Below are 24,190 nucleotides of genomic sequence, written 5' to 3'. Positions count from 1 at the left end.
AGCGATGAGCTTAAGCGATGTAGCTGCAGGTAAAAACCTGCCAGACGAAATTAACGTAATTATTGAAATTCCAGCTAATGCTGACCCGATTAAATACGAAGTCGATAAAGATACTGGCACGGTATGGGTTGACCGATTTATGTCGACCCCGATGTTCTACCCTTGTAACTATGGTTTCGTTAACCAAACCTTATCGTTAGATGGGGACCCAGTTGACGTTTTAGTGCCAACACCTTATCCATTAGTACCAGGTGCGGTAATCAAGTGTCGTCCGGTTGCCGTTCTGCATATGGAAGATGAAGCAGGCCAAGATGCCAAAGTATTAGCGGTTCCAGTCAGTAAACTGACGAAGCTGTATGATCATATCCATGATGTGAATGACGTGCCTGAACTGCTGAAAAAACAAATTCAGCACTTCTTTGAACGTTACAAAGAACTGGAAAGCGGTAAGTGGGTAAAAGTAACAGGTTGGGGTGATGTTGCTGCCGCCAAAGCCGAGATCATGACCTCATTTGAACGCGCGAGCAAGTAACCTCATTACGCCATAAGCCGGCATCATTGGCTTATGGCGTTTAACTGCATTAATTTTCTGCTAAGTAAGCCATTAATTCAGCATGTGGCAGTGGTTTAGCGAAGAAATAACCTTGAACTTCATCACACTGCATTTGAGTAATCACCGCCAACTGCTCTGCCGTTTCTACGCCTTCAGCAATGGTTTGTAAGCCAATACGCTTACCTAAATTGATAATGGTTTCAGCAATTAAGCCACCATCTTGCTGATCAATTGCATTAATGAAAGCCCTGTCTACTTTAATGCGATCCAGCGGTAATTGTTGTAAATAACTTAACGACGAAAAGCCGATACCAAAATCATCTATCGCGACCTTAATACCAAAGCTTTTCAGCTTTTGTAATGCACTGATCACCCTATTCGGTTCGTCCATCACCACCGATTCGGTGATTTCCAGTTCTAACAGATGTGGCGCAACCTGATAACGCTGAATGGTTTCGATAACCGAGGGCACAAAGTGTGCTGACCGAAATTGCGGCATCGACACATTCACGGCAATACGCAGACCATGATAACCGGCCTCGGCTAAGCGCTGTAATTGCTGACAAGCCTGTTCTAGTACCCATAAACCAATATCTACAATCAACCCTGAATACTCCGCCAATGGAATAAACACGGCCGGTGAAATATATTGATTCGGCTGATGAGGCCAACGTAATAAGGCTTCCATTCCAACTACTTTTTGCGTTTTGATACACAGTTGCGGCTGATACCATAACTCCAATTTATCTAGAGCAAAGTCGGCTCTGAGCTTACGCAACATGTTTAAGCGATTACTGACTTCATCCTCCATCGAAGGCTCGTAATATTGATGGTGCACTCCCAAAGTCTTTTTAGCTTTATTCAGCGCAATATAAACATGCTTCATAATGACCATGCCCTGCTCACCCGAGTCGCGTAAACGGCAAATACCAAAGGTAGCATTAACTTGCAGGCTATGCTCAAACGCTTGAAATGGCGAACTGAATACCGCTTTTAACCGCGTGGGGGTTAACTGGTCTTCTGGGCCCACTAAGGCGAAGACATCCGCCCCCACCCGGCCCAACTGACAGCTAATGCCAAAATGTTCGATCAAGCGCAGCGTAACAGCAACCAACAGTTCATTACCCACCTCTTGACCCAGGCCATCATTCACATCTGAGAAATGATCAATATCCACCAGTACGGCAACCATATTGTCGGGTTCAAACCGTCGCGTATCCTGCAAGATTTGAATAAACTCATTACGATTCGGCGTTTTGGTTAACGGGTCAATATAGGCCGCATGTCTTAATTGTTGGAATAAAGCGACATTCTCATAACCAATCGAGATATTGGTTAAAAATACTTCGATAAGTTGCTGATCCGCGGTATCAATAGGTCGATTGGTTTCAATATAAACGGCGGCATTGTGTTTCTCGTTGCCTAAATATAAAACGGTGTCACGTTCCGTGAAGATATGCCGTTTACTCAATAGACACAGATTAATTTGCTCAACAATCCGTTTATTCTCTAAGCGTTCTAATTGGCATTTAATGTAAGGCGCGTAATGCCCGGCTGCACCCAATACATAAATACGATCACTTGCCGAGCCGTCATCTTCAATCTGCGCACACAAAACACCTTCAGCGTGCAAGCCAATTAACGAAGAAATTTGCGTGACCACGCCTTCAGAGAATTCATGTAATGAATGCTGTTCCAGCAAATTGGCACCGGCACTGATGATTTTTTGTAAACCAAGGCGATTTTGATTAATGGTTTTAATTTGCTGATAGGAACGAATGGAAGAAATAATCGAGGTAACCAGTTTACTGCGGGTCAGTTCTGTTTTCGTTTTGTAGTCGTTGATATCGTATTCTTTGATAACACTTTCTTCAGGCGCATAACCTGGCTGACCGGTGCGCAAGACAATACGTAACTCATCCATACGCAATTCGTCTCGAATACGCCGCACGACCTGTAAACCGGCGTCATCGGTCTCCATCACCACATCGAGTAAAACCAACGCTGTATCAGGCTGTTTCAGTAAAAAATCGATGGCTTGCTGCCCGGAGAAGGCATGATGAAATTGCAAACGCTTACCTAGCACGATCAAATCATTCAGCGCCAGTTTGGTTACGGTGTGGATTTCTTCATCGTCATCGACGATCAACAGATGCCAAACGTCGAGTTCATGCAACGGTGTAGTCGGCGCATGTTCATCGTCTGCTAAAAACAGAAATCCTTCATCTGCGTTATTTTGTATCATCGGCCAACCTTTATATTAACGTCCTGCTAATTTAACCGCTTCCTAACTGCAAAGGGCGTGCTGCTAATCCCCTAATAGGTATGCGCATAGCTTAGATTTTTAATGTAGCTGATAATGCGCTAACAGTGCTGCAAATTTACTCGGTTCTAACGGCTTTAACAAGATATCATCCATACCTGCTTTTTTAAATTCGGCAATTTCTGCCGGTAATGCATGCGCGGTAAACGCTAATATGGGTGTATGTTGATATCCGGGTAAAGCTCGCAACTGTTTCGCTACTTCGATACCCGACATATCAGGCAAACGAATATCTAATAAAATCATATCAAATTGCTGATGCAAGCACAGCTGTAACACCTGCTTACCGGTTAAAGCTGAAGCGAGCTGCACCGGCTTGTTTTGCAGCAGGATATTAATAAAAGCTTGGTTCGTTTCATTGTCGTCGACCACTAATAAACTTTTATGCCGCTGGCTTTTTAACACCTCGACAGCGTGTTGCTGTAGCATCATTAAACTAAATTCTGCACTCGCTATGCAAGGCAATAGTGCTTGCCAATGCGATAACGTTAACTCTGGAGCAAAAGCTTGTATGTTAATACTGGCTTGATAAGAGGAAATTAATTGCTGCCAAGCTTCATTGGGTTGTTCTGCCGGCAAAAACATTAATAACCGCTGTGGCGCTGTCTGCTCTAATTTGCGTTTTAACTCTGAAAAATGACTGCAAGCACTTACCTGCACCGCTTGGCTAGCTAAGCCTGCTAAACGACCCTGTAGCCTGTCGCTATCTTGATCAAACACCAGTAAGCGATCCACAGGACTACTAAAGGTCACCCCTTGAAGCGCAACCGGAAAACGCAAGCGAATACTTGAGCCGAGCCCTTCTAATGATTGCACCTGTAACTCAGCCTGTAACAACTTAACCATCAATTGTAATAGGGCTACATCAACATCGCGCCATTGCCAGTTTGACGATTTGGCCTGGCTGATATGCTCAATAATATGCGCAGGTAAACCATTGCCATCACAGCTCAGATGCAGCAGCAGATGAGGCTGCGCTGTGGCTTCTAAGGTCACTCGGCATAAAATACGCTGAGTATTCTCAGAGCGTACCGCCAACAACAACATCGCTTGTAAACTGGCTTGTAGCACTTCCTCGTCTAACAATACATCAAAATTTATATTATCTGGGCCTTCTACCCAATCAATACTGGTTCCTTGTGCCAGGATCTTATGCAAAGCACCAAACTGTTGCGGTAACCAATGCACCAGCGATAACGGATCTTTTTTTAAACTACGCGGATTAAACTGAAAGAGACCATACAAAAAATGCAACCGCAATAACGTTTGAAACACTGCCACTGATAATTGCTCTTGTCGCTGCCACAGTAATTTACAGTGCTGTAACCAAGCTGACATTTGTTGGCGCAGTATGTCAGCCTGCTCGGTCAAGACACTGCTTTGTTGTTGTTGGGCCGTACATTGCTGCTGCAAAAATTGCTGCTGTTGCGCCGCATTCTCTAACTGCTGTTGCAAACTCAGTTGCTGTTGCTCTGCCTGTACACGCCAGTCAAGTAACGCCTGTACATCAGACGGCACATTCGACAGCCCACGGGTTTCGGTATCAACGGCGGTCAGGCGATCTAGCCATAAGTTACGTTGTTGTTGCCAAAGATAGACCATCCATAACGTTAGCATAAAAAATACAGTAAAAATTAAACCACTAATACTCAGAGGTAACAGCACTGACGGCCAAGTTTCGGCGGTTTCAGGTAGGATTAATAGAAAAGCATCGGGCGTTTTAAAATGATCAAATTGGCCTGACGCGGCAGACCAAATCATCAACGGTTGTAAAGCCACACGACCTTGCTCAGTTTGTAACAACTGATATTGCCGACTTTGCGTTTCAATTTTAGATGGTAATGCGGTCAAAGCGCCGGTGCTGGCTAATTGTATGCCATCAGATTGATAAACGCCGAGTGCGGCAATCGGTAGTAAGGCGCTGAACTGTAATTCATTAAGATGGGAACTAAGTTGCTCAGCCGACGTTTGTAATAACAAGGGTTTTAAACTGATTTTTAACAGATCGGCATATTGCTGCAGCTGGCGCTGCGCCTGTTGATCAGCAACGCGGACTTGCCAGCTAAATAAGACGGCCGCCAACATAAGGCAGGCGGCGACATAGATAAGCGTAAGATTTCGGAAAAGCTGCGTCAACATCGTGCTCTTTAAGCATAATAAAGACGGTTACTATATGGCTTAAGGCTAATAGTAACAAGTCAAACCAGAATACTTAGGCTTTTTTAACTAAAAGTGCAATTCTACGCCGGCAAAAGCGCCTTTAAATTGTAAATCGGCGTACAAATCATCGATATCATCCAAACGTAAATCGACTGTGCGATAACCCACTTTCAAGCGCAGATCTATCAGCAGATTGTCAACCAGCTGGTAGCCAATTCCCGCTTGAGCATCATATAAATGACTGTCTTGCCAGCGCGTAGCATTCGCCGTTGCAAATACATCTAACCCCGTACCAAGGATACCAATACGCGTATCGACATACAGCATCGGCACAACTTGGTTAATATCTTGAATCGTTCCAACGGAAGCTGAACGGGCTTCGGCATAGCCTTTTAAATGTTTCGCAGTGACACCTAAATCTAGGGTGATTAAGCCATTATCTAACACTTCATAATACAAGACATAATCCGTACTGCTGAGATCCAGCTCAGTGGCTATGTTAGTACCTTGAATGTAATTGACGCCACCAAAAGTAAAAGTGCTATTGAGCAGTGTATTACCTTGTGTTTCCAAGGTTTGATATTGAATACGCAAATTAGGCAGTAGCGGCAACGGGTGCTCTAACGCCAAGTAAAAAGATTGCTGAGATGCATCTTCAAAGTTAAAGGCCTGTGTTTGCTCAGAATTAGCGAAACCACCATTTACTTGAGTTTGCCAGTAATCGGCACCGGCATAGAGACCTAATACGGTATCTGCTTGCACTGTCGTGCTGAGCAACAACAAAGAACCTAATACACCCATACACTTTTTCATTTTACTATCCTTGTATTAACAACTCTGATAAATCAATTAATGCCGCATTAGCGCGTGAAATATAATTAGCCATCACTAAACTATGATTGGCCAGCACCCCAAAACCACTCCCGTTTAACACCATAGGGCTCCAAATCGGTTGCTGTGTCGCTTCCAGTTCGCGAATAATTTGCTGCAAACTGACCATGGCATTACGACGTTCTAATACATCAGCAAAATCAACCTCAATCGCCCGCAGGTATTGTAATAACGCCCAGGTCGCACCACGGGCTTCGTAAAATTCATCATCCAATTTCCACCAACTGGTTTTTAACCACTGTTTTTCGGGGGTCGTTGTAGATTGACGTGCAGCAGCATCACCCGCTAAATCCGTATTTAAACGCTCTTGCCCTACACTTGCGCTTAAGCGTTGCGAATAACTGCCCAAGCGCTTTTCAACGTTTTTTAGCCAGTCGCGTAAATTATCCGCGCGAGCATAAAACTGGCTATCGTTCTGTTTTGGATCCATTAAAGCTTGCCGATACATATAAAACTGTTCAATTGCTTTACGGTATTCTGATTCGGCGCTGGGTAACATCCAGCTTTGATGATCAATATTTAATTGCGGCTGCGCCACTTTAAGAAATGCATTTTCGGCCGATTGGGATTGCGAACGGCTGAAATCTTTACGCAACGCTAGCGCTAGATCACGTGACATTTCTAGTACACCAAATTCCCATGCTGGCATATTGTCTAGCAAGCTAAAAGGCGGTAAGACATCATTTGCCATATAACCGCCCGGCTTGTTTAACAGCGTTTCACTTACTTGAATTAAAGCGGTAGTGGTACTGTAGCCAGCAACACGCTGCTGCTCAGTGCTAATGCTGTTTGTTGCAGTAGCGGGTAACACCATGGCAGGCTCTCGACTGACCCACCAACTGAGCATCCAAAACAACAATAACAAGATAATGGCAGACCAACTGCCAATCATAGATTTATTCATGGTTTCTCCTATCGGCGTGGCATGGCCACTAACGGGAATGCAAACTGTAACTGGCTTCCGTCTTTAAATTGAAGAGTGACCGGTACCGTTTCACCAATCACCAGCGGTTGCGTTGGCGTAAACATCATCATATGCAAACCGCCTGGGGCAAAAATCAAGCGCGCACCGGCATCGACTTCAATGCTAGCTACTTCAACCATGCGCATCATGCCATCTTGTTCGATATGTTGGTGTAGTTCAATTACCTCAAAAGCGGGACTACTGGCAGAGACTAACTCAATGGATTTTGTTGAGTCATTTTGCAATTGAAAGTAACCTGCCGTTACCGTGCGACCGGGCAAGGGCGCACGCACTTCTGCTTGGGTTAACTGCAGTTCAGCTGCACTTAATGCCGCACTGGCTAAACACAAAGCACTGCAACACATAAAGAAAAAATATCGCATCTTACTGATCCTTGCTGGTTTGACCTACCTTTATCTTACACCAAAACCACTACAGCGACAGTGTAAATCCGGTTTTGATCCGTGCAGCTTGCTCAATCGTTGGCGTTTTTTTGCGACGAGGCTTGCTAAAGCGCCACACCACTAAAGCCGGTAACATGCCTAAAATAAAGCCAAGTAACGGCATAAGGTAAATCAACAGCAGAGTATCATGTTGAAATAACATCATTTGCCACCTGCCTTATGATTAAACAGGCGGTTTAACGGATTTAAGAATGACATAGACGGCTCCTTGCTTAAGCATCATCCTAGAATCAGGAACATGCCTAAGTTGTTTCAAGTGCCGTGCCAGTAAACAGAGAAACCATAAGGCTATGAATTATATATAAAAAATAAAGTCAGCGAAATGCTAAGGTGATTACTCGATAGCTGAAAATAAAAAAAGTGGCGAAAATCACCACTTTTTTAAGATTTAGCTTACTCAGGTACTTTGGCCAAAGCCGCTTCAAGTAAGGTCGGAGTCGCGCTGCTGAGATGGCCTTGCTCACTGAGTAAACGTCGCCACTGACGTGCTCCCGGTAAGCCCTGAAATAGCCCGAGCATATGCCTAGCGATATGCCAAAACCGCGCACCTTGCTGCATTTGCTGCTCTATATAAGGTAACATCTGCCGCACGAGTTGATGCTGCGAAAGTACTTGATGCGCATCGCCATATAGCTGCGCATCCACTTCGCTCAACATGTAAGGGTTAGTGTAGGCTTCTCGCCCAATCATCACACCATCAAGTTGTTTTAAATGTGTCGCGGCCTCAGCTAAAGTTTTAATACCGCCGTTAATACTGATATCTAAAGCCGGGAAATCCTGTTTTAACTGATAAACTCGACCATAATTTAGCGGTGGAACTTCACGATTCTCTTTTGGGCTTAAGCCCTTTAACCACGCTTTACGCGCATGGATAACAAACTGCTGACACCCCGCATCCGCCACAATTTGCACAAAATCTTGTAAAAATTGATATTCATCTGAATCATCAATACCAATACGTGTTTTTACTGTAATAGGAATCGCAACCTGATCTTGCATGGCTTTCACACAATCAGCTACTAGTTGTGGCTGTGCCATAAGACAGGCGCCAAACATACCGTTTTGCACGCGATCTGATGGGCAACCAACATTAATATTGATTGCATCATAACCACGCTGTTCCGCCAGTTTAGCGCAAGTGGCCATATCTTTTGGAACAGAGCCGCCTAATTGCAATACCAACGGATGTTCTTGTTCGTTATAGCCAAGGTAATCGCCTTTACCGTGAATAATGGCACCGGTAGTGACCATTTCGGTGTACAGCACTGCATGCTGGCTCATTAAACGATGAAAATAACGACAATGCTGATCGGTCCAATCGAGCATGGGGGCAACAGAGAGTCGTTGCGGTAACAGTTTTAGCGTCAAAGCAGGAAGTCCTCTTAACAGCGCAATTAGGCATGTACCAAATAGCTAGTGAGTTTTTTCACCATAGGCAGTACCAATAACAAGGTAGGAAAAGCAATTACCCAAGACAAACCCCAAGCGGATAACCAGCCAGAAAAGGTAAATGCAGGCCACCCCAGACTACTTAGCGTACTCACCAAGGACACAATACAGGTCATCATAATAGATAATAACAAGGGCATAACCAGCCCTGCCGTTTTCGCGGGTAATCGAGGCATAAGATTTTTATTTATCTCTACAAACGAGTGAATGACTCACCAATAAAACCGTTGGCAATTATACCAAAAACCTAAGCAGAAAGCAGTTGTTGTCAGCAAGCATATAACATTAGCTAGCAACATGCTCAAGCTGGCAGTGTGCAAGCAATATGGTACACTGACAACAGAAATGGAGTGGAGACTAAGTATGTCAACTGAGAGTTTAGTGTCACGAGCCAAAGCCATCTGTGTGCAAAATGGCGCGCGCTTTACCGCGATCCGCGAAAAGGTCTTTCGTTTAATGGCCGAAAACCAAGGTGGCCAAGGTGCTTATGATTTATTAGAGCAGTTAAAACAAAGTGAACCCGCCGCGAAACCGGCGACTATCTATCGCGCTTTAGAGTTTCTGACAGAACAAGGTTTTATCCACAAAATTGAATCTAGTAACGCCTTTATGTTGTGTCATCATTTTGAAAAACACCACCCTGCACAGTTACTGATTTGCGAAGTGTGTGGCAATGTTACCGAATTGCATTCTAACGCTTTGCAAACCGAATTTAGCCGTCAAGCGGCCCTGCAAGGATTTGATATTCACCATCAAACCATTGAAGCAAGAGGTAAGTGTCGGAATTGCCGTGAAAATTAAGTATCTTGCGAGCAATCATGCTTGTATTACACTAAAAAAACTTCTAGGCTTAGTATTGCGTGTTAGGCGAACGCTTGTATAAACCCCAAAGGCATTTACATGAATGTTGAATACGTAAACCCATTTTTGTCCTCTTTGGTCAATGTGTTATCGACAATGGCCAATACCAAAATTGTGCCTGGACAGCCTCGCATTAAAAAGAATGAAATTGCAAATGGCGATGTCTCTGGTTTAATTGGCATGGTTGGCCCCACCATGAAGGGGTCTTTTTCGGTTAGCTTTGATGAGTCGTTAGCCATTGAAATTATGTTTCGGATGCTAGGCGAGCGGCCAACAAAAATAGATGCCGATGTTACTGATATGGTCGGTGAGATCACGAACATGGTTACCGGCGGCGCTAAGCGAATGTTAGGTGAAAAAGGCTACGAATTTACCATGGCAACACCGATTGTTGTTTCTGGCAAAAGCCACACTATTACTCATCGCTGCGATGGCCCAACGATCTTAATGCCGTTCACTTCAGACTTTGGCAAAGTACATATTGAAGTGACCTTTGATAAATAGCTCGAACGCTAAAACGGCTGGGCCCTCTCAGCCGTTATCACCTAAATACTGATACTGCACGCGTGGCGTAATATTACACAGCAATTCATAAGCGATAGTTTCTGCCTGAGCAGCCACTCGTTCTATCGCTAGTTCGGGCCCCCACAACACTGCTTCATCACCAATCTTATCTTTGCAGAAATGACCTAAATCAACGGTAATCATATCCATCGATACCCTACCTGCTAAAGGCACTTCACGGCCATTTAGCCACACCGGCGTGCCATTAGCCGCATGCCGGGGATAACCATCACCATAACCCACCGCGATCACGCCGATAAAAGTATCTGTTTTGGCTCGCCAAAGCCCAGCATAACCGACAGTGTCACCTGCCTTAACCTTACGGATAGCAATTAAACGGCTACTTAAACGCATCACAGGCTGCAATTGATGATCCGCCCCCTGTTTACCAACAAAAGGTGAAATACCATGCAACATTAAGCCGGGTCTAACCCATTGGCCATGCGTGGCAGGCCAGGCTAAAATTGCCGCAGAATTGGCTAAACTGTGTTGCTCGGCTTTATCGGCACACAGCTGTTGAAATAATGCGAGCTGCTTCGAAGTGGTTGCTGAATCAAGTTCATCAGCGCAACTAAAATGACTCATCAAACGAATGCCGGGCAACACGTTAGAGCATTGCCACAATCGCCGATACACATTATCAACTTCAGCTGGGTCAATGCCCAAACGGTGCATACCCGTATCAATTTTCAGCCAAACCTTTAATTGGCCTTCTAACGGGGTCTGCTCTAAGGCTTGCAGTTGCAGCTCGTTATGAACAATGGTTTGCAGGTTATTGGCTAATAATAAGGGTAACTCTGCCGCCTCGTAAAACCCTTCTAACAACACTATGGGTTTAACAATACCCGCGGTTCGCAAAGCGAGTGCCTCATCAATGCGCGCTACGGCAAAAGCATCAGCGGCAGTCAGTTTTTGTGCCACCTTCACTAAACCATGACCATAGGCATTGGCTTTTAATACTGCGAGCACCTGACTGTCTGGCGCTAATTGCTTCACTCGCTGTAAATTCTGTTGTAACGCCAGCAGATCGATCTGCGCAACAGGACGCCGACTCATTAATACTCGTCCTCAAAACGAGCACTGCCGGCATAATTATCAAAGCGCGAGTAATGGCCATGAAAGGTTAAGCGTACTTTGCCGATGGGGCCATTCCGCTGTTTACCGATGATGATTTCCGCCAAACCTTTATCTTGGCTTTCATCGTTGTACACTTCATCTCGGTAAATAAACATAATCAAGTCGGCATCTTGCTCAATAGAGCCCGATTCACGTAGGTCTGAGTTTACCGGTCTTTTATCTGCCCGCTGCTCTAACGAGCGGTTCAACTGCGACAAGGCCACCACCGGCACTTTTAATTCTTTGGCCAGCGCTTTTAATGAACGAGAGATTTCAGCAATTTCTAAGGTGCGGTTTTCTGACATACCTGGCACCGTCATTAACTGCAGATAGTCGACCATGATCATACTCAGGCCACCGTGCTCTCGGGCAATGCGTCGTGCCCGCGAACGCACTTCTGTTGGGGTTAAACCTGATGCATCATCAATATACATTTTGCCTTTGCTGTTGAGTAACTCAATGGCGGATGATAAGCGTGCCCAATCTTCATCTTCTAATTGGCCGGTGCGTACCTTAGTTTGATTGATCCGGCCCAACGAGGCCAACATCCGCATCATGATTTGGTCGGCGGGCATCTCTAAGCTGAAAATTAAGACTGGCTTATCACTGGTAATCGCAGCATGTTCACACAGGTTCATCGCAAAGGTGGTTTTACCCATCGATGGACGTGCCGCCACGATAATTAAATCGGAAGGCTGCAAACCATTGGTCATTTTATCTAAATCGGTGTAACCCGAAGAAAGCCCCGTCACACCCGTTTGCGGGCTACGGTATAAAGCATCGATTTTATCAATGGTCTTCGCCAAGATATTATTAATTGGCTCAGGACCTTCATTAGCGTTGGCGCGTTGCTCGGCAATTTTAAACACTTTGGTTTCGGCAAAGTCGAGCAATTCGGCACTGGTACGCCCTTGCGTATCATAGCCGGCATCGGCAATATCATGCGCGACTGAGATCATGTCGCGCACTACAGCACGCTCACGGACGATCTCCGCATAGGCCATAATGTTGGCGGCACTGGGCGTGTTTTTAGCTATTTCGCCCAAGTAGGCAAAACCACCAATATCATCTAATTGTTGATTGGCTTCTAAGGCTTCTGAAACAGTAATTAAGTCTATCGGCTGATTAGCTTCAGCTAAGCGTGACATCGCACTGAAAATAAAACGGTGCGAGCGTAAATAGAAGTCTTGCTCCACCACTTTTTCTGAGACGCGATCCCAGGCTTCATTGTCTAACATCATGCCACCAAGCACAGACTGTTCAGCTTCAATAGAATGCGGCGGCATCTTAATGGCGGCGACTTGCTTATCTTTTACGTTACTCATAGGGTGTTCAAACTGCCGAGGGGAAATAACGGAATACTGTCTGTCATGCTAACCTGCAGCGCGCAGAAGTCAAAGTAAAGTCTGAAAAAATCTTAGGGTAATGCGAGGTGTGAAGCAGAGTAAAATAGTAAGCAGGAACGTGGAGTAGAGGAAAGCACACCGCCGCAGGGCAGTGTGCTTAATGCCTTAGGCTTCAGCGATCACAACAACTTTGATTGTTGCGATAACTTCAGCGTGTAACTGCAGATCGATTTCGAACTCGCCAGTTTCACGTAAAGTACCGTTTGGTAATTTAACTTCAGCTTTAGAAACAGCAACACCGGCTTCAGTGATCGCATCAGCGATATCACGAGTACCGATAGAACCGAACAGCTTGCCTTCGTCACCCGCTTTAGAAGCGATAGTCACTTCTGCAAGCTCAGTGATTTTTGCTGCACGCTCAGTTGCCGCAGCTAAATCAGTAGCTAACTTAGCTTCTAATTCAGCACGACGTGCTTCAAATTTCTCAATGTTAGCCTGAGTTGCTGGCACTGCTTTACCCTGTGGGAATAAGAAGTTGCGAGCATAACCAGACTTAACAGTTACATTGTCACCTAAACCACCAAGGTTCGAGACTTTGTCTAACAAAATAATTTGCATTGTCTATACCCCTCTGTATTAGCTGTGTGAGTCGCTGTATGGTAACAGGGCCAGGTAACGCGCACGCTTGATAGCGCGAGCTAACTGACGCTGATATTTAGCGCTAGTGCCAGTAATACGGCTAGGTACGATCTTGCCGCTTTCAGTAACGTAGTTCTTCAGAACGGCGGTATCTTTGTAATCAATCTCTACAGTGCCTTCTGCAGAAAAACGGCAGAATTTACGGCGACGGAAAAAACGTGACATTTGTCTGTCTCCTAACTTAATTGTTCAATCTGTTGCGCATGCAGGACCAGTTTTGCCTGACCACTGCGATTCTGATGTCGATTTAAAAAACCGGCCACTCGAATCATATTGCCCAACGTCAAATGCTGAGTTTGCTGTTGTAACGCTGTACCGCTTAGAACTACCTGCATTCGCACATAAGCTTGCCGGTTTAAACCCGACTCTTGTTGCATACTGCGGTGTTCCAGGGTTAATACAGTGTGCGGGATACCCGCCGGACTTTCACTGCGTTCAGGGTGCCGACAAATGGCGCCACTAAGCACATAGTAATTGTCCATTACCAACTTACTCGTCGTTTGCTACTTGCTCATCAGATTCACGAGGAGCACGATCACGGCGCTCATCACGTACCTTAGCCATTGGTGATGGCTCGATCACAGCACCATTAGTGCGCATAACCAGGTTACGTAAAACAGCATCGTTGTAGCGGAAGTTAGTTTCCAGCTCATCGATCACAGTCTGTGGTGCTTCCACGTTCATTAACACATAGTGTGCTTTATGTAACTTTTGGATTGGGTAAGCCAGTTGACGACGGCCCCAATCTTCAAGACGGTGGATAGTACCGCCAGCTTCTTTGATCGAACCAGTGTAACGTTCAATCATACCAGGCACTTGTTCACTCTGATCAGGGTGAACCATAAAAACGATTTCGTAATGACGCATTGTAGCTCCTTACGGTTAGTAAGCCTCGGGGGAACTCGGCCGGGTTCTCATAAAGGCAAGGAACGTGAGTTGAATGGCCGAAGGTCGCGTATTTTACGGAGTTAGCGAATAAATAACAAGCACTGATATGAGCATGACCAAAATACTTCAGAAAAACCCCGTTCGCAGTCGCCGCTCGGGGTTATTTCAAAGGTCAAAACCGATTAAAGCGTGTTTAAGGGTAGCACTTTACAACGTGCCGCAGTGAGCAAAGCGCTGTTACCCGAAGCGGGATGTTGGATCAGGCAGCCTCGTGCTGACTTCAGTAACACAAACCGATAAGCCGGCAAGGCATGCCGGCCATCTAAAGGGTTACCCTTAGCATCTAAGGGCATCCGCTGGCTAATATAGAGCTCAGCTTGCTGCATAAAAACATCATCGGCCAGTATTACTGAGTTTCCCCCCACGATGTCGGTTATAAAGGCTGACAGCTGTTGTTTTAAGGCGGCATCAACAGCCTCTAGTACCGCTGGCTCAGCCGCTCGACTTAACTGGCAACCACTTAACATCAGCACTAAAGATGCACCGATTAACAGCAGGCGTTTCACGGTTGTTGCTCCGCAGGTGCCAGCTCAGTAATCACTTTGTTGTGCAAGATAACATCACGATAGCGAGGATCTAACAGCGGCATACCACCGCTCAAAGAGGCTTCGCCAGTCGTCGATTGTACGTTGCTCGTCGCACTGGCTTGGCCTACGGCCAACGGTGGACAACTGTTATTTTGAGCATAATATAACGCCGCAGAAAATAAGCGTTCACTGGGATCGCCCAGCGGTTTACTGAAATCATCATTCAAAGCACAGCCTTTCACGTCGGCCGCAAACACTGGGTTATTTTTAGGAATGAATCCATCCGCATATTCGCCAAAGCCTTGCGCATTGACGCCGGTAAACTGAATAGTAAAGTAGGTTGTACCGCAGTTATCTGTTGGATAAAAACCGTAAGGCTTACCACAGGTCTTATTACCGACCAAGATCACCTCAACATTAATGCCTCGCAAACCGTTGATCAGCGCTTCACTAGCAGAGCAAGTGTTACCGGTACTTAAAATAAATACCCGGCTTAAATTTAAAGAAGGCAAGTCGGTGTTAGTCAGTCGATTACCTTCGTAATCGATTACTTTAGAATAAAACGGGATTGGCGCTAAGCTCGCCCCCGTGATCGGATTCGTATTGGGATACTTATCATTAAAGATAGTTCGTTCAAAAAACTGGTTTTGAATAATCGCAGGCCCCGTAACCATATAGCCAAGCTGTGAAGCTAAAGCTAACAAACCACCGCCGTTGTAGCGTAGGTCAATGACCAAATCTTTGACGTTAGCACTAGCAAATTGCTGTACCGCACTGATCAACTGCGGCTGTGCAGGTGCGATATGCGTATTAAACTGCATATAACCCACTTTACCGGTTGGTGTGTCTAGTACAGCCACATTTTGTACTGCCGAAGTACTGACATTCGCCGAGGTCATGCTGACCGTTTTACGAGTGCCATCGACCGCAGTAAACACAAAGTTAAAGGTTAAACCCGTTTCTGATGGAAAAAGCGCGCGGTTGAGTAAATCGACCCCGGCTTCAGAATTATCATTCACAAAGTCAACACCATTGATACTGACCAATTGATCACCGCGCGCTAAGCCGGCGTTTCGCGCCGGAGAATTGGGCTCGGTATAAGCAATGGTGATAGAGCGAGGTGGGCTATTTCGGCCAAAAGACCATTTAATACCGTAACCTGCGGTCACGCCCGCTTGGGTTTGTTGTTGATATTCAGCGGTGACTTCGGTGAAATGAAAATTGTCTTTAGGGGATCCCGAATCGGTCAATTGCTCGGTTCTGAGCAAGTCGAAATAGTTAGCGACCGAAAAAGGCGCAGGATCACGATCCGCGACTTCTCGATACCATAAATAACTGTTATTGGTCCAAGAACGCAGCCACATTTTTTCATGCATGCTGCTACCCGCGCGATCGGGATAGGCTTCGTTACTGAACGGATCAATACCACTTCGAGGTGTCTGGCAATAGTTTTTTAAGGTGCTTTCAGCAGGATATTGACCCGCGATCCACGTGGGTGGGGTAACACCGCTGCCGCCGCCTGAGCCAGAACCGCCACCGCTGGTAGGGGTTGAACTACCACCGCCTCCGCCGCCACAAGCCGTTAAACTTAAAGCAGCGCAAGACATCAGTATAGCTGTTGCAATAATTTTGCGATCCATAAACGAACCCTCGATTTAGCACCATAAAACCGGCAAAGATAAATTTACCAAAACTTAACATGGCTATTTAGCGTTATCAAGTGTGTTTACGCTAAGTGAGGACGCTAGGATCGGCTAAGCCCGGTTATTGAGCACGTTGACGTACCGCTTCAAATAAACAAATACCCGTCGCAACCGAAACATTTAAGCTAGAAACACTGCCAAACATCGGAATTTTTACCAATACATCACAGGTTTCCCGCGTTAAACGGCGCAGTCCCTCACCCTCAGCGCCTAACACTAAGGCTAATGGCCCTTGCAAATCAGCTTGATAGACTAAGGTTTCTGTTTCGCCAGCCGTACCCACCACCCATACCCCAGCTTCTTGCAGTTGACGTAAGGTACGCGCTAAGTTAGTCACAGTAATAAAAGGCACGCTTTCAGCGGCGCCGCAGGCCACTTTTCGCACCACTGAGGTGAGCTTAACAGAGCGATCTTTAGGCGCAATCACCGCATGCACACCGGCGGCATCAGCACTGCGCAAAATAGCGCCTAAATTGTGTGGATCGGTGACACCGTCTAACACTAATAAAAACGGTTTAGTTTGGCTATCTAACAAGGCGGCCAGATCAGCTTCATTGCCACCACTGCTTAAACGCGCTTTAGCCACAATACCTTGATGCTGACCACCCGTCATATCATCTAAAGTGCGGCGATTGCAGAACTGGATAGAAATGCCTGCTTGCCGCGCTTGTTGCAACAACGGTTGCATTCTTTTGTCTTCGCGATCTTTTAACGCGAAAATTTCTAATACATCGGCTGGCGAACGTTCTAATATCGCGCTAACCGCGTGAAAACCAAATACAACATCATTACTCATGTTTATCGTCACTCATCTAGCCTTACGGCCTTTATTTCTTTTTGGCACGCCGTGGCTTTTTCGCCGCCGTGGCTTTGGCTTTTACGGTTTTTTTCGCGGCCGCCGCTTTAGGCTTTTTCGCTTTGCTACCGGTGTTTTGCATTTTCGCTTCAAAGGCAGCATTACGGCTGGCTTTCACTTTACGACCTGACACCTTCGTATGCTCAACGCCCACCATGGCTAAATCAATTTTTCGCGCTTCAAGGTTAACGGCAACCACTTTCACTTGCACCAGATCGCCCATACGATAACTGACACCAGAGTGTTCACCGGTTAAGACTTGGCGCTCTGCATCAAACCGATAGTAATCGTTGTTTAACGACGTAACATGCACCAAACCTTCGATATACAAATCGCTTAAGCGCACAAATAAACCAAAGTTAGTGACCGTTGATACCACACCGGCAAACTCACTGCCTAAATGATCTTGCATGTATTCACACTTTAGCCAATCGGCGACTTCACGCGTTGCATCATCCGCACGGCGTTCTGTCATCGAGCATTGCTCACCTAAGGGCGCAATTTCTTTTTCAGTGTAAGCTTTTGGCCCCGTCACCGGTTGTTGCTGTTTGGCTAATAACGCCTTAATGGCGCGATGCAATACCAGATCCGGGTAACGGCGTATCGGTGAAGTGAAGTGCGCATAAGCTTCCAGCGCTAACCCAAAGTGACCTTGGTTATCCCCTTGATAAACAGCTTGCTTCATCGAACGCAGCATCGTCATTTCGATCAACTCGCGATCGGGACGATCAGCTAACGCGGCTAAGGTGGTGGTTAACTCTAATGGCGTGGGTTCAGCTGATAAATTGGCTTCGATACCCAATTCGGCTAAAAAGCGCCGGAAATTAGCAAAACGATCACTATCGGGGCGTTCATGTACGCGGAATAACGCATGCGCTTCATGCTTTTCAATAAAGCGGGCAGACGCCACGTTCGCCATGATCATACATTCTTCAATAATCTTGTGCGCTTCGTTACGATGCACCGGCACAATCTGTTCAATCTTGCGATGGCTATTAAAGATAAAGCGCGTTTCAACCGTTTCGAATTCAATAGCGCCTCGCTGTGCACGAACTTTAGCAAGCTTTTTATACAAGCTGTACAGCGTTTCTAAATTGGTCAGTTGCTCAGCATATTCCTGCCTTAACTTGGCATCTCCCTGTAAAATGGCGTGTACTTTGTTATAAGTAAACCGCGCCGCTGAATACATGACCGCTTCATAAAATTGGTAGCTTTCCAATTTACCTTGACTGCTAATTTGCATTTCACAGACTAAGCACAGTCGATCAGTATGCGGGTTCAGTGAACACAAACCATTTGAAAGTGCTTCTGGTAACATCGGCACCACATGGTCAGGGAAATACACCGAGTTACCACGCTCTAAGGCACTGTGATCAAGTGGGGTACCAAATTTCACATAGGCACTGACATCGGCAATGGCAACCCAAAGCGTCCAGCCGCCATTATCTTTGGCTTTGGCATAAACCGCGTCATCAAAATCACGAGCATCTTCACCATCAATCGTCACCAAAGGCAGTGCCGTTAAATCAACACGCCCTTGCTTAGCGGCAGCAGGCACTTCTTCGCCATATTCCGCCACTTGGGCTAATACTGCGTCAGAGAAAACATGCGGAATTTGATGATTACGTATAGCGACTTCGATTTCCATACCCGGCGCCATATGCTCGCCCAGTACTTCAATTACGCGACCCGTTGCACTAACCCGTTTCGAGGGCCGCTGGCTAATTTCAACCAAGACAACTTGGCCATGTCGTGCCGCGCCCTGCTGGCCATCAGGAATAATGATATCCTGACAGATCCTTGCATCATCGGGTACCACCACACAGATGGCAGAATCTTTGTAATAGCGGCCAACAATGGGCTCGCTGCGGGGCTCAAGCACGCGTACCACGCGCGCTTCCACTTTATCTTTGCTTTTGATGGTGGTGGCCGTCGCCAACACCAAGTCACCGGGGATCACCCGCTGCATTTCATGAAAAGGCAGATACCAATCAGGGCCGCCTTGTTCTAATTTGATAAAACCAAAACCGTCACGGTGACCAATCACCGTGCCTTTGACCAAATCCATGTGTTCAACCAAGCCATAACGCTTGCTCTTAGTGAACAACAATTGACCATCACGCTCCATCGCCCGTAAACGCTTTTTCAGGGCAAAAATGGCATCATCATCCGTTAAGGCTAATTCAGAGACGAGTTCTTCAAAGTAGGCAGGTTGTTGCCGTTTCTCAATATGCTCGAGAATAAATTCACGGCTGGGGATAGGGTTCTCGTATTTTTCTTGCTCACGCGCAAGATGCGGATCATTTACCGTCATTAATTAAACTTAGTTTTCCTTTTAATACTATTCAGTGTAACAGCTTGGCAAGAAAATAGGATGAATTTCATTTGACAGGCCGTTCGGCATTCGCAACCACTCTGGCAGGCATTTTTTCTGCCAGACGTTGCTTTAACTTAGTTAGTTTAGCATGAACCGCAGGATCTGCGGTAATAGCATGATGTAACCAGCGATAACTCTGCTCAAAATCGGTAGGGCTACCCTGCCCTGCGACCAAGATTTCAGCTAAACGGATCTTGGCATTAAGATTGCCCACCGCAGCGGCTTCGCGCAAATAAATAATCGCTTTGTTTAGGTCTTTTTGCACAAAGCGGCCAATATGATAATAACGGCCAATTTGCTCTAAACCTTCTGGTAAGCCTTGTGCCGCAGCTTGTAACATAAAATCCCAGCCCCGCTCTACATCGCGCGGCACACAAACGCCGTAGGCTAACATGTCACCAAATAAAAACTGGTAAGATGGCAATTTCATAATATCGGCGCGGGCTTCAATATCGCGCACGAGCTGGCAATCATCGGCTTTCACCCGTTGTAAATGCGCATTACGCTTTATCAGCGTTAATAACTCATCTTGTGAATACAATTCGACTGCTTGCAACTCTTGTGCTTGAGCCGTGGTGTTCAGTAATAAGCCCACCAACAGTGTTCCAATCAATAACTTATGCATAGTGTCAATTAACCGTAATAGAGGCGGCAAAAATGCCTAAATGCTAATTATTAAGCAAAAATTAGACCAGCTCATAAAATCACCACCCTATGCAGGCTAGTACATCGCAAAAAATGCCATGTCAAAGCGACAGGGGCTGAGCGGCGAGCAAAAAAAACGCTACTCTAAGGTAGCGTTCTTCAATGCAAAACCAAGGCTTAATTGAAGGGATGCTTCAGTACGATAGTTTGCACGCGATCCGGACCCGTTGAAATAATATCAATTGGCACACCGGTCAACTCTTCTAAGCGCGAAATGTAGTTACGGGCAGCTTGCGGTAATGCCGATAACTGCTGTACACCAAAGGTGCTTTCTGACCAGCCAGGCATTTCTTCTAATACCGGCGTTACCTGCTCATAACCTTCAGCAGCATAAGGAGGTGTTTGTAACACTGAACCATCGGGTTGGCGATAGCCAACACAGATTTTCACGGTTTCAAGGCCATCCATCACATCGAGCTTGGTTAAACAAAAACCTGAAATACTGTTTAACTGCACGGCACGGCGCACAGCAACGGCATCAAACCATCCACAACGACGTTTACGACCTGTAGTCGCACCAAACTCGTGACCTTTAACACCAAGGTGTTCGCCGATGGCACAATCTAACTCGGTTGGGAACGGACCTGAACCGACACGTGTCGTGTAAGCTTTCACAATACCCAGAACATAATCTAAGTAACGTGGGCCAAAACCACACCCCGTAGCAACACCGCCCGCCGTAGTATTAGAGGAAGTGACATAGGGGTAAGTACCGTGATCAATGTCTAATAAAGTGCCTTGAGCACCTTCAAACATGATCTCATCACCATTTTTGCGCGCTTGATCTAATAACTCAGTCACATCAACAACCAGCGATTTTAATAAATCAGCCATGGCTAAGGCGTTATCTAAGGTGGTTTGATAATCAACCGCATCAACTTTGTAATATTCGGTCAGCGTAAAGTTATGCAGATCCATCACTGTTTTCAGCTTTTCAGCAAACAAAGTAGGATTGAACAAGTCACCGACTCGTAAACCGCGACGGGCAACTTTATCTTCGTAAGCTGGGCCAATACCGCGACCTGTAGTACCGATAGGTTTATCGCCACGCGCAACTTCGCGCGCCACATCTAAGGCAACATGAAATGGCAGAATAAGAGGACAAGCTTCACTGATTAACAAGCGCTCTTTAACCGGAACACCACGCTGCTCTAGCATGGTCATCTCTTTTAAAAAGGCTTCTGGCGATAACACCACACCATTACCAATGACACATTTTACGTTACTACGTAAAATACCTGACGGGATAAGATGTAATACAGTTTTTTCACCGTCTATCACCAAGGTATGACCGGCATTGTGGCCGCCCTGATAACGCACCACATAACTGGCTTTATCGGTTAATAAATCAACAATCTTACCTTTACCTTCGTCACCCCATTGAGTGCCGAGCACAACGACGTTTTTGGCCATGGTTCCCACATCACACAAAAAATTAGGCGTGGATTTTAGCAAATTGACTGACAAGTTTCAGCCGTCCAGACGAAAAAAAGGCCAAATTTTTATTTGGCCTGAATAACTTGTTTATTTACAGTGCTTTAAGGCATGACAAATCAAACTGCTCGAGATTTTGATACAAGGCAAAACCAAAACGTAGCCGATCCCCACGAAAATCTGTTTCAATTTTGTGCTGTTTTAGCAAACCTGCCAGCTCTGCTACCTGACTACTGCTACCTAATCGAAATGTAAAAAAGTGGCCATGATGCGCCTGATTGTACATAAGCAAGTGCTCACGGTTTAATAGCGGATGCTGTAACTGATCCAGCAACTGTAAGAAGCCCTGCTGTAATTGCTGCACATAACGATGCATGCGTCCTACCGTAATACCTTGCTGCTTATAAAGCAGTAGCGCCGCTTCTAATCGGTACAAGGCCGTGAAGTCCATCGTGGCACCGGCAAAGCGATAACCATCTTCACTGTATAACACCAACGCCGATTTGGCGGCGGCTAAGGTGCCAAACTCGGCAAACCAACCGGTATAAAGCGGTCGTTGTTCACTGCCCGCAGGCACTGCCATAAAACAGCACCCCTCACCACCTTGCGCATATTTATAACTGCCTGAAATATAAAAAATCCGCTCAGCAATCGAAGATAAGTCTGTCGGCAAAGCCATAAAGCCGTGATAACCATCAATTGCAATCATCGCCTCAGTAACGGCAGCCAATTGCTTTACAAAGTGGCTCAAATCAGCAATCGCATAACCTGAATTAAAGAAGACCTGACTGCAAAACACCATATCGTGGCTACCTTTTGCGGCCGCCTCAATAAAGCGCTGCTCAAAGCTGGCAAAAGGTTCAGTGGCAATCACCTCGACGTCGACACTCTCCCACTCGGCTAAACGTTTAACTTGCCGTTGAAAGCTATAAAACTCGCTGTCGGTAGTCAGAATTTTTAAGGGTTTTTGCCAATCGAAACAACTGAGTAAACGCATCACTAATTCATGGGTGTTAGGTGCAAACACTAGTTGTTCGGGCAAGGGTAAATTCAGTACATCGGCAATTAATTGCTGGGTATGCGGGATCTTGGTACCAAAAATGTATTGCCATTTTTGGTCAACTAAGCGGGCACTGTCATCCCAATAAGCGAGGGTTGCAGCGCGGGTCACATCAGGCCAGTAATGATGTGAATGACAGGCAAAATGTTGAGTACCTTGGTTCGCTTGTAAAAAATGCGAAAAAAACTGTTGATACATAATTGACCCCTAACGTGTTTAAAGGCGCTGCCGCTTTAGTTGAACAAAAGGCCCTTTCGGGCCTTTAAATGTTACGCAATATGTGTAGCTACAGTAGCGCAGCTATTAGTTTTGCTGCTCTTCAGTACGCATGTATTTGAAGAACTCGTTATCTGGTTGCACAACCAGGATATCGCTCTTCGAATTAAAGCTATTCCGATAAGCCTCTAAACTACGTACAAAAGAATAAAACTCGGCATTCTTGTTGTACATATCTGCATAGACCTTCGCTGCGACTGCATCGCCTTCACCTCGCACTGAACGAGAATTACGTTCTGCATCAGCCAACATAACGGTAACACGCGCATCGACATCAGCACGAATGATTTCAGCTTGCTCACGACCACGAGCTCGGTGCTCATCGGCTACCGCTTTACGCTCAGCACGCATCCGCGCAAAGATCGAATCGCTGATTTCAGTCGGTAAGTTAATTTGCTTAACTCGCACATCGATGACTTCAATACCTAGTTCATTTGCTGCTTGCGCGGCTTGTGATAATGCACTTTGCATTAACTGGGTACGTTCACCTGAAACGATCTCTTGAATCGTTCTGGCACCGAACTCAGTACGTAAGCCGTTATTGATGTACTGTTTTAACAACACTTCAGCTTGAGACTTAATGCCACCCGTAGATAGGAAATAAGCACCATAATCTTTGATACGCCATTTAACATAGCTATCAACTAATAAGTCTTTTTTCTCTGCGGTAACAAAACGGTCAGCCTGATCATCCAAAGTTTGGATACGCGAATCTAACGACCGCACCACTTGAATAAAAGGAATTTTGAACTGTAAACCCGGTTCATAAACGCGCACCTGATTTTCAGCATCACGTTGGATTTTACCAAATTGAATCACGATCGCACGCTTACCTTCAGGCACGACAAATAGCGCTGAGGTGGCAACGATACCAAGCACGACGGCAATGGCAATAATAAAGTTTTTCATTGGCG

At 45.8% G+C, this 24,190-nt stretch carries 25 protein-coding genes; 3 read left to right on the top strand and 22 right to left on the bottom strand.

Annotated elements, in window-relative coordinates:
• Positions 1–4 precede the first annotated feature (4 nt).
• Positions 5–532 (top strand): inorganic diphosphatase, encoded by a 528-nt coding sequence (ppa, locus tag ACUJFK_RS04810; RefSeq protein ID WP_226749535.1) that lies wholly within the window; start codon positions 5–7, stop codon positions 530–532.
• Positions 533–581: 49 nt separating this feature from the next.
• On the opposite strand, the gene ACUJFK_RS04805 is transcribed toward ppa, so the two are convergent.
• From ACUJFK_RS04805 to ACUJFK_RS04770, 8 genes are all read right to left on the bottom strand, one after another.
• The gene (locus tag ACUJFK_RS04805) at positions 582–2,798 is read right to left on the bottom strand and encodes a two-component system response regulator (RefSeq protein WP_445426234.1); all 2,217 of its coding nucleotides are present in this window, start codon (positions 2,796–2,798) and stop codon (positions 582–584) included.
• 99 nt (positions 2,799–2,897) lie between these two features.
• Positions 2,898–5,015, bottom strand: coding sequence for a response regulator (locus ACUJFK_RS04800; RefSeq protein WP_306177105.1), 2,118 nt, complete (start codon positions 5,013–5,015; stop codon positions 2,898–2,900).
• Positions 5,016–5,102: 87 nt separating this feature from the next.
• Positions 5,103–5,849 (bottom strand): TIGR04219 family outer membrane beta-barrel protein, encoded by a 747-nt coding sequence (locus ACUJFK_RS04795; RefSeq protein WP_445426233.1) that lies wholly within the window; start codon positions 5,847–5,849, stop codon positions 5,103–5,105.
• 4 nt (positions 5,850–5,853) lie between these two features.
• Positions 5,854–6,831 (bottom strand): DUF2333 family protein, encoded by a 978-nt coding sequence (locus ACUJFK_RS04790; protein ID WP_226749531.1) that lies wholly within the window; start codon positions 6,829–6,831, stop codon positions 5,854–5,856.
• An 8-nt stretch (positions 6,832–6,839) separates the two neighbouring features.
• Positions 6,840–7,274, bottom strand: a complete 435-nt coding sequence (locus ACUJFK_RS04785; protein ID WP_226749530.1) for a copper chaperone PCu(A)C — start codon at positions 7,272–7,274, stop codon at positions 6,840–6,842.
• Between the two features lie 49 nt (positions 7,275–7,323).
• Complete coding sequence (locus tag ACUJFK_RS04780; RefSeq protein WP_236128752.1) at positions 7,324–7,500, bottom strand: hypothetical protein; 177 nt, start codon at positions 7,498–7,500, stop codon at positions 7,324–7,326.
• Positions 7,501–7,748: 248 nt separating this feature from the next.
• On the bottom strand, positions 7,749–8,723 hold the full coding sequence (gene dusA, locus ACUJFK_RS04775) for a tRNA dihydrouridine(20/20a) synthase DusA (protein WP_445426232.1): 975 nt from the start codon (positions 8,721–8,723) through the stop codon (positions 7,749–7,751).
• A 26-nt stretch (positions 8,724–8,749) separates the two neighbouring features.
• Positions 8,750–8,980: a DUF2798 domain-containing protein gene (locus ACUJFK_RS04770; protein WP_226749527.1), complete on the bottom strand. Its 231-nt coding sequence runs from the start codon at positions 8,978–8,980 to the stop codon at positions 8,750–8,752.
• Positions 8,981–9,167: 187 nt separating this feature from the next.
• Here ACUJFK_RS04770 and ACUJFK_RS04765 point away from each other — a divergent pair, with 187 nt between their 5' ends.
• Both ACUJFK_RS04765 and ACUJFK_RS04760 read left to right on the top strand, forming a co-directional pair.
• Positions 9,168–9,605, top strand: a complete 438-nt coding sequence (locus ACUJFK_RS04765; protein WP_445426231.1) for a transcriptional repressor — start codon at positions 9,168–9,170, stop codon at positions 9,603–9,605.
• Positions 9,606–9,704: 99 nt separating this feature from the next.
• Positions 9,705–10,169, top strand: a complete 465-nt coding sequence (locus ACUJFK_RS04760) for a chemotaxis protein CheX (RefSeq protein WP_226749525.1) — start codon at positions 9,705–9,707, stop codon at positions 10,167–10,169.
• Positions 10,170–10,196: 27 nt separating this feature from the next.
• On the opposite strand, the gene alr is transcribed toward ACUJFK_RS04760, so the two are convergent.
• From alr to hflC, 14 genes are all read right to left on the bottom strand, one after another.
• Complete coding sequence (alr, locus tag ACUJFK_RS04755; RefSeq protein ID WP_226749524.1) at positions 10,197–11,285, bottom strand: alanine racemase; 1,089 nt, start codon at positions 11,283–11,285, stop codon at positions 10,197–10,199.
• The gene (dnaB, locus tag ACUJFK_RS04750; protein WP_226749954.1) at positions 11,285–12,670 is read right to left on the bottom strand and encodes a replicative DNA helicase; all 1,386 of its coding nucleotides are present in this window, start codon (positions 12,668–12,670) and stop codon (positions 11,285–11,287) included. The genes alr and dnaB overlap by 1 nt, the downstream gene beginning before the upstream one ends.
• Before the next feature lie 186 nt (positions 12,671–12,856).
• Complete coding sequence (rplI, locus tag ACUJFK_RS04745) at positions 12,857–13,309, bottom strand: 50S ribosomal protein L9 (RefSeq protein WP_226749523.1); 453 nt, start codon at positions 13,307–13,309, stop codon at positions 12,857–12,859.
• A gap of 18 nt (positions 13,310–13,327) precedes the next feature.
• Positions 13,328–13,555 carry a 30S ribosomal protein S18 gene (gene rpsR / locus ACUJFK_RS04740; RefSeq protein ID WP_008218940.1) on the bottom strand — a complete coding sequence of 76 codons (228 nt, stop codon included), beginning with the start codon at positions 13,553–13,555 and terminating at the stop codon, positions 13,328–13,330.
• Between the two features lie 11 nt (positions 13,556–13,566).
• The gene (priB, locus tag ACUJFK_RS04735; protein WP_445426230.1) at positions 13,567–13,872 is read right to left on the bottom strand and encodes a primosomal replication protein N; all 306 of its coding nucleotides are present in this window, start codon (positions 13,870–13,872) and stop codon (positions 13,567–13,569) included.
• Positions 13,873–13,879: 7 nt separating this feature from the next.
• Positions 13,880–14,257 carry a 30S ribosomal protein S6 gene (rpsF, locus tag ACUJFK_RS04730; protein ID WP_445426229.1) on the bottom strand — a complete coding sequence of 126 codons (378 nt, stop codon included), beginning with the start codon at positions 14,255–14,257 and terminating at the stop codon, positions 13,880–13,882.
• Between the two features lie 203 nt (positions 14,258–14,460).
• Positions 14,461–14,844: a hypothetical protein gene (locus ACUJFK_RS04725; protein WP_445426228.1), complete on the bottom strand. Its 384-nt coding sequence runs from the start codon at positions 14,842–14,844 to the stop codon at positions 14,461–14,463.
• A complete protein-coding gene (locus tag ACUJFK_RS04720; RefSeq protein ID WP_445426227.1) occupies positions 14,841–16,505 on the bottom strand; it encodes a S41 family peptidase in 1,665 nt (554 codons plus the stop codon). Before ACUJFK_RS04720 ends, ACUJFK_RS04725 begins: the two co-directional genes overlap by 4 nt.
• Positions 16,506–16,629: 124 nt before the next feature.
• Positions 16,630–17,364, bottom strand: a complete 735-nt coding sequence (rlmB, locus tag ACUJFK_RS04715) for a 23S rRNA (guanosine(2251)-2'-O)-methyltransferase RlmB (RefSeq protein WP_306177111.1) — start codon at positions 17,362–17,364, stop codon at positions 16,630–16,632.
• Positions 17,365–17,395: 31 nt separating this feature from the next.
• Entirely contained in the window at positions 17,396–19,738 is a 2,343-nt protein-coding gene (gene rnr, locus ACUJFK_RS04710; protein WP_445426226.1) for a ribonuclease R, read from the bottom strand.
• A 67-nt stretch (positions 19,739–19,805) separates the two neighbouring features.
• Positions 19,806–20,426: a tetratricopeptide repeat protein gene (locus ACUJFK_RS04705; RefSeq protein WP_226749516.1), complete on the bottom strand. Its 621-nt coding sequence runs from the start codon at positions 20,424–20,426 to the stop codon at positions 19,806–19,808.
• A gap of 197 nt (positions 20,427–20,623) precedes the next feature.
• On the bottom strand, positions 20,624–21,919 hold the full coding sequence (locus ACUJFK_RS04700) for an adenylosuccinate synthase (RefSeq protein ID WP_445426225.1): 1,296 nt from the start codon (positions 21,917–21,919) through the stop codon (positions 20,624–20,626).
• Between the two features lie 115 nt (positions 21,920–22,034).
• Positions 22,035–23,198 carry an aminotransferase class V-fold PLP-dependent enzyme gene (locus ACUJFK_RS04695; RefSeq protein ID WP_445426224.1) on the bottom strand — a complete coding sequence of 388 codons (1,164 nt, stop codon included), beginning with the start codon at positions 23,196–23,198 and terminating at the stop codon, positions 22,035–22,037.
• Positions 23,199–23,303: 105 nt separating this feature from the next.
• Positions 23,304–24,185 (bottom strand): protease modulator HflC, encoded by an 882-nt coding sequence (gene hflC, locus ACUJFK_RS04690; RefSeq protein WP_445426223.1) that lies wholly within the window; start codon positions 24,183–24,185, stop codon positions 23,304–23,306.
• Positions 24,186–24,190: the final 5 nt, after the last annotated feature.

This window comes from Alishewanella sp. HL-SH06 (assembly GCF_052656265.1).
The sequence above is the reverse complement of the archived record's forward strand: the minus strand, read 5'-3'. Positions and strand labels throughout refer to the sequence as shown.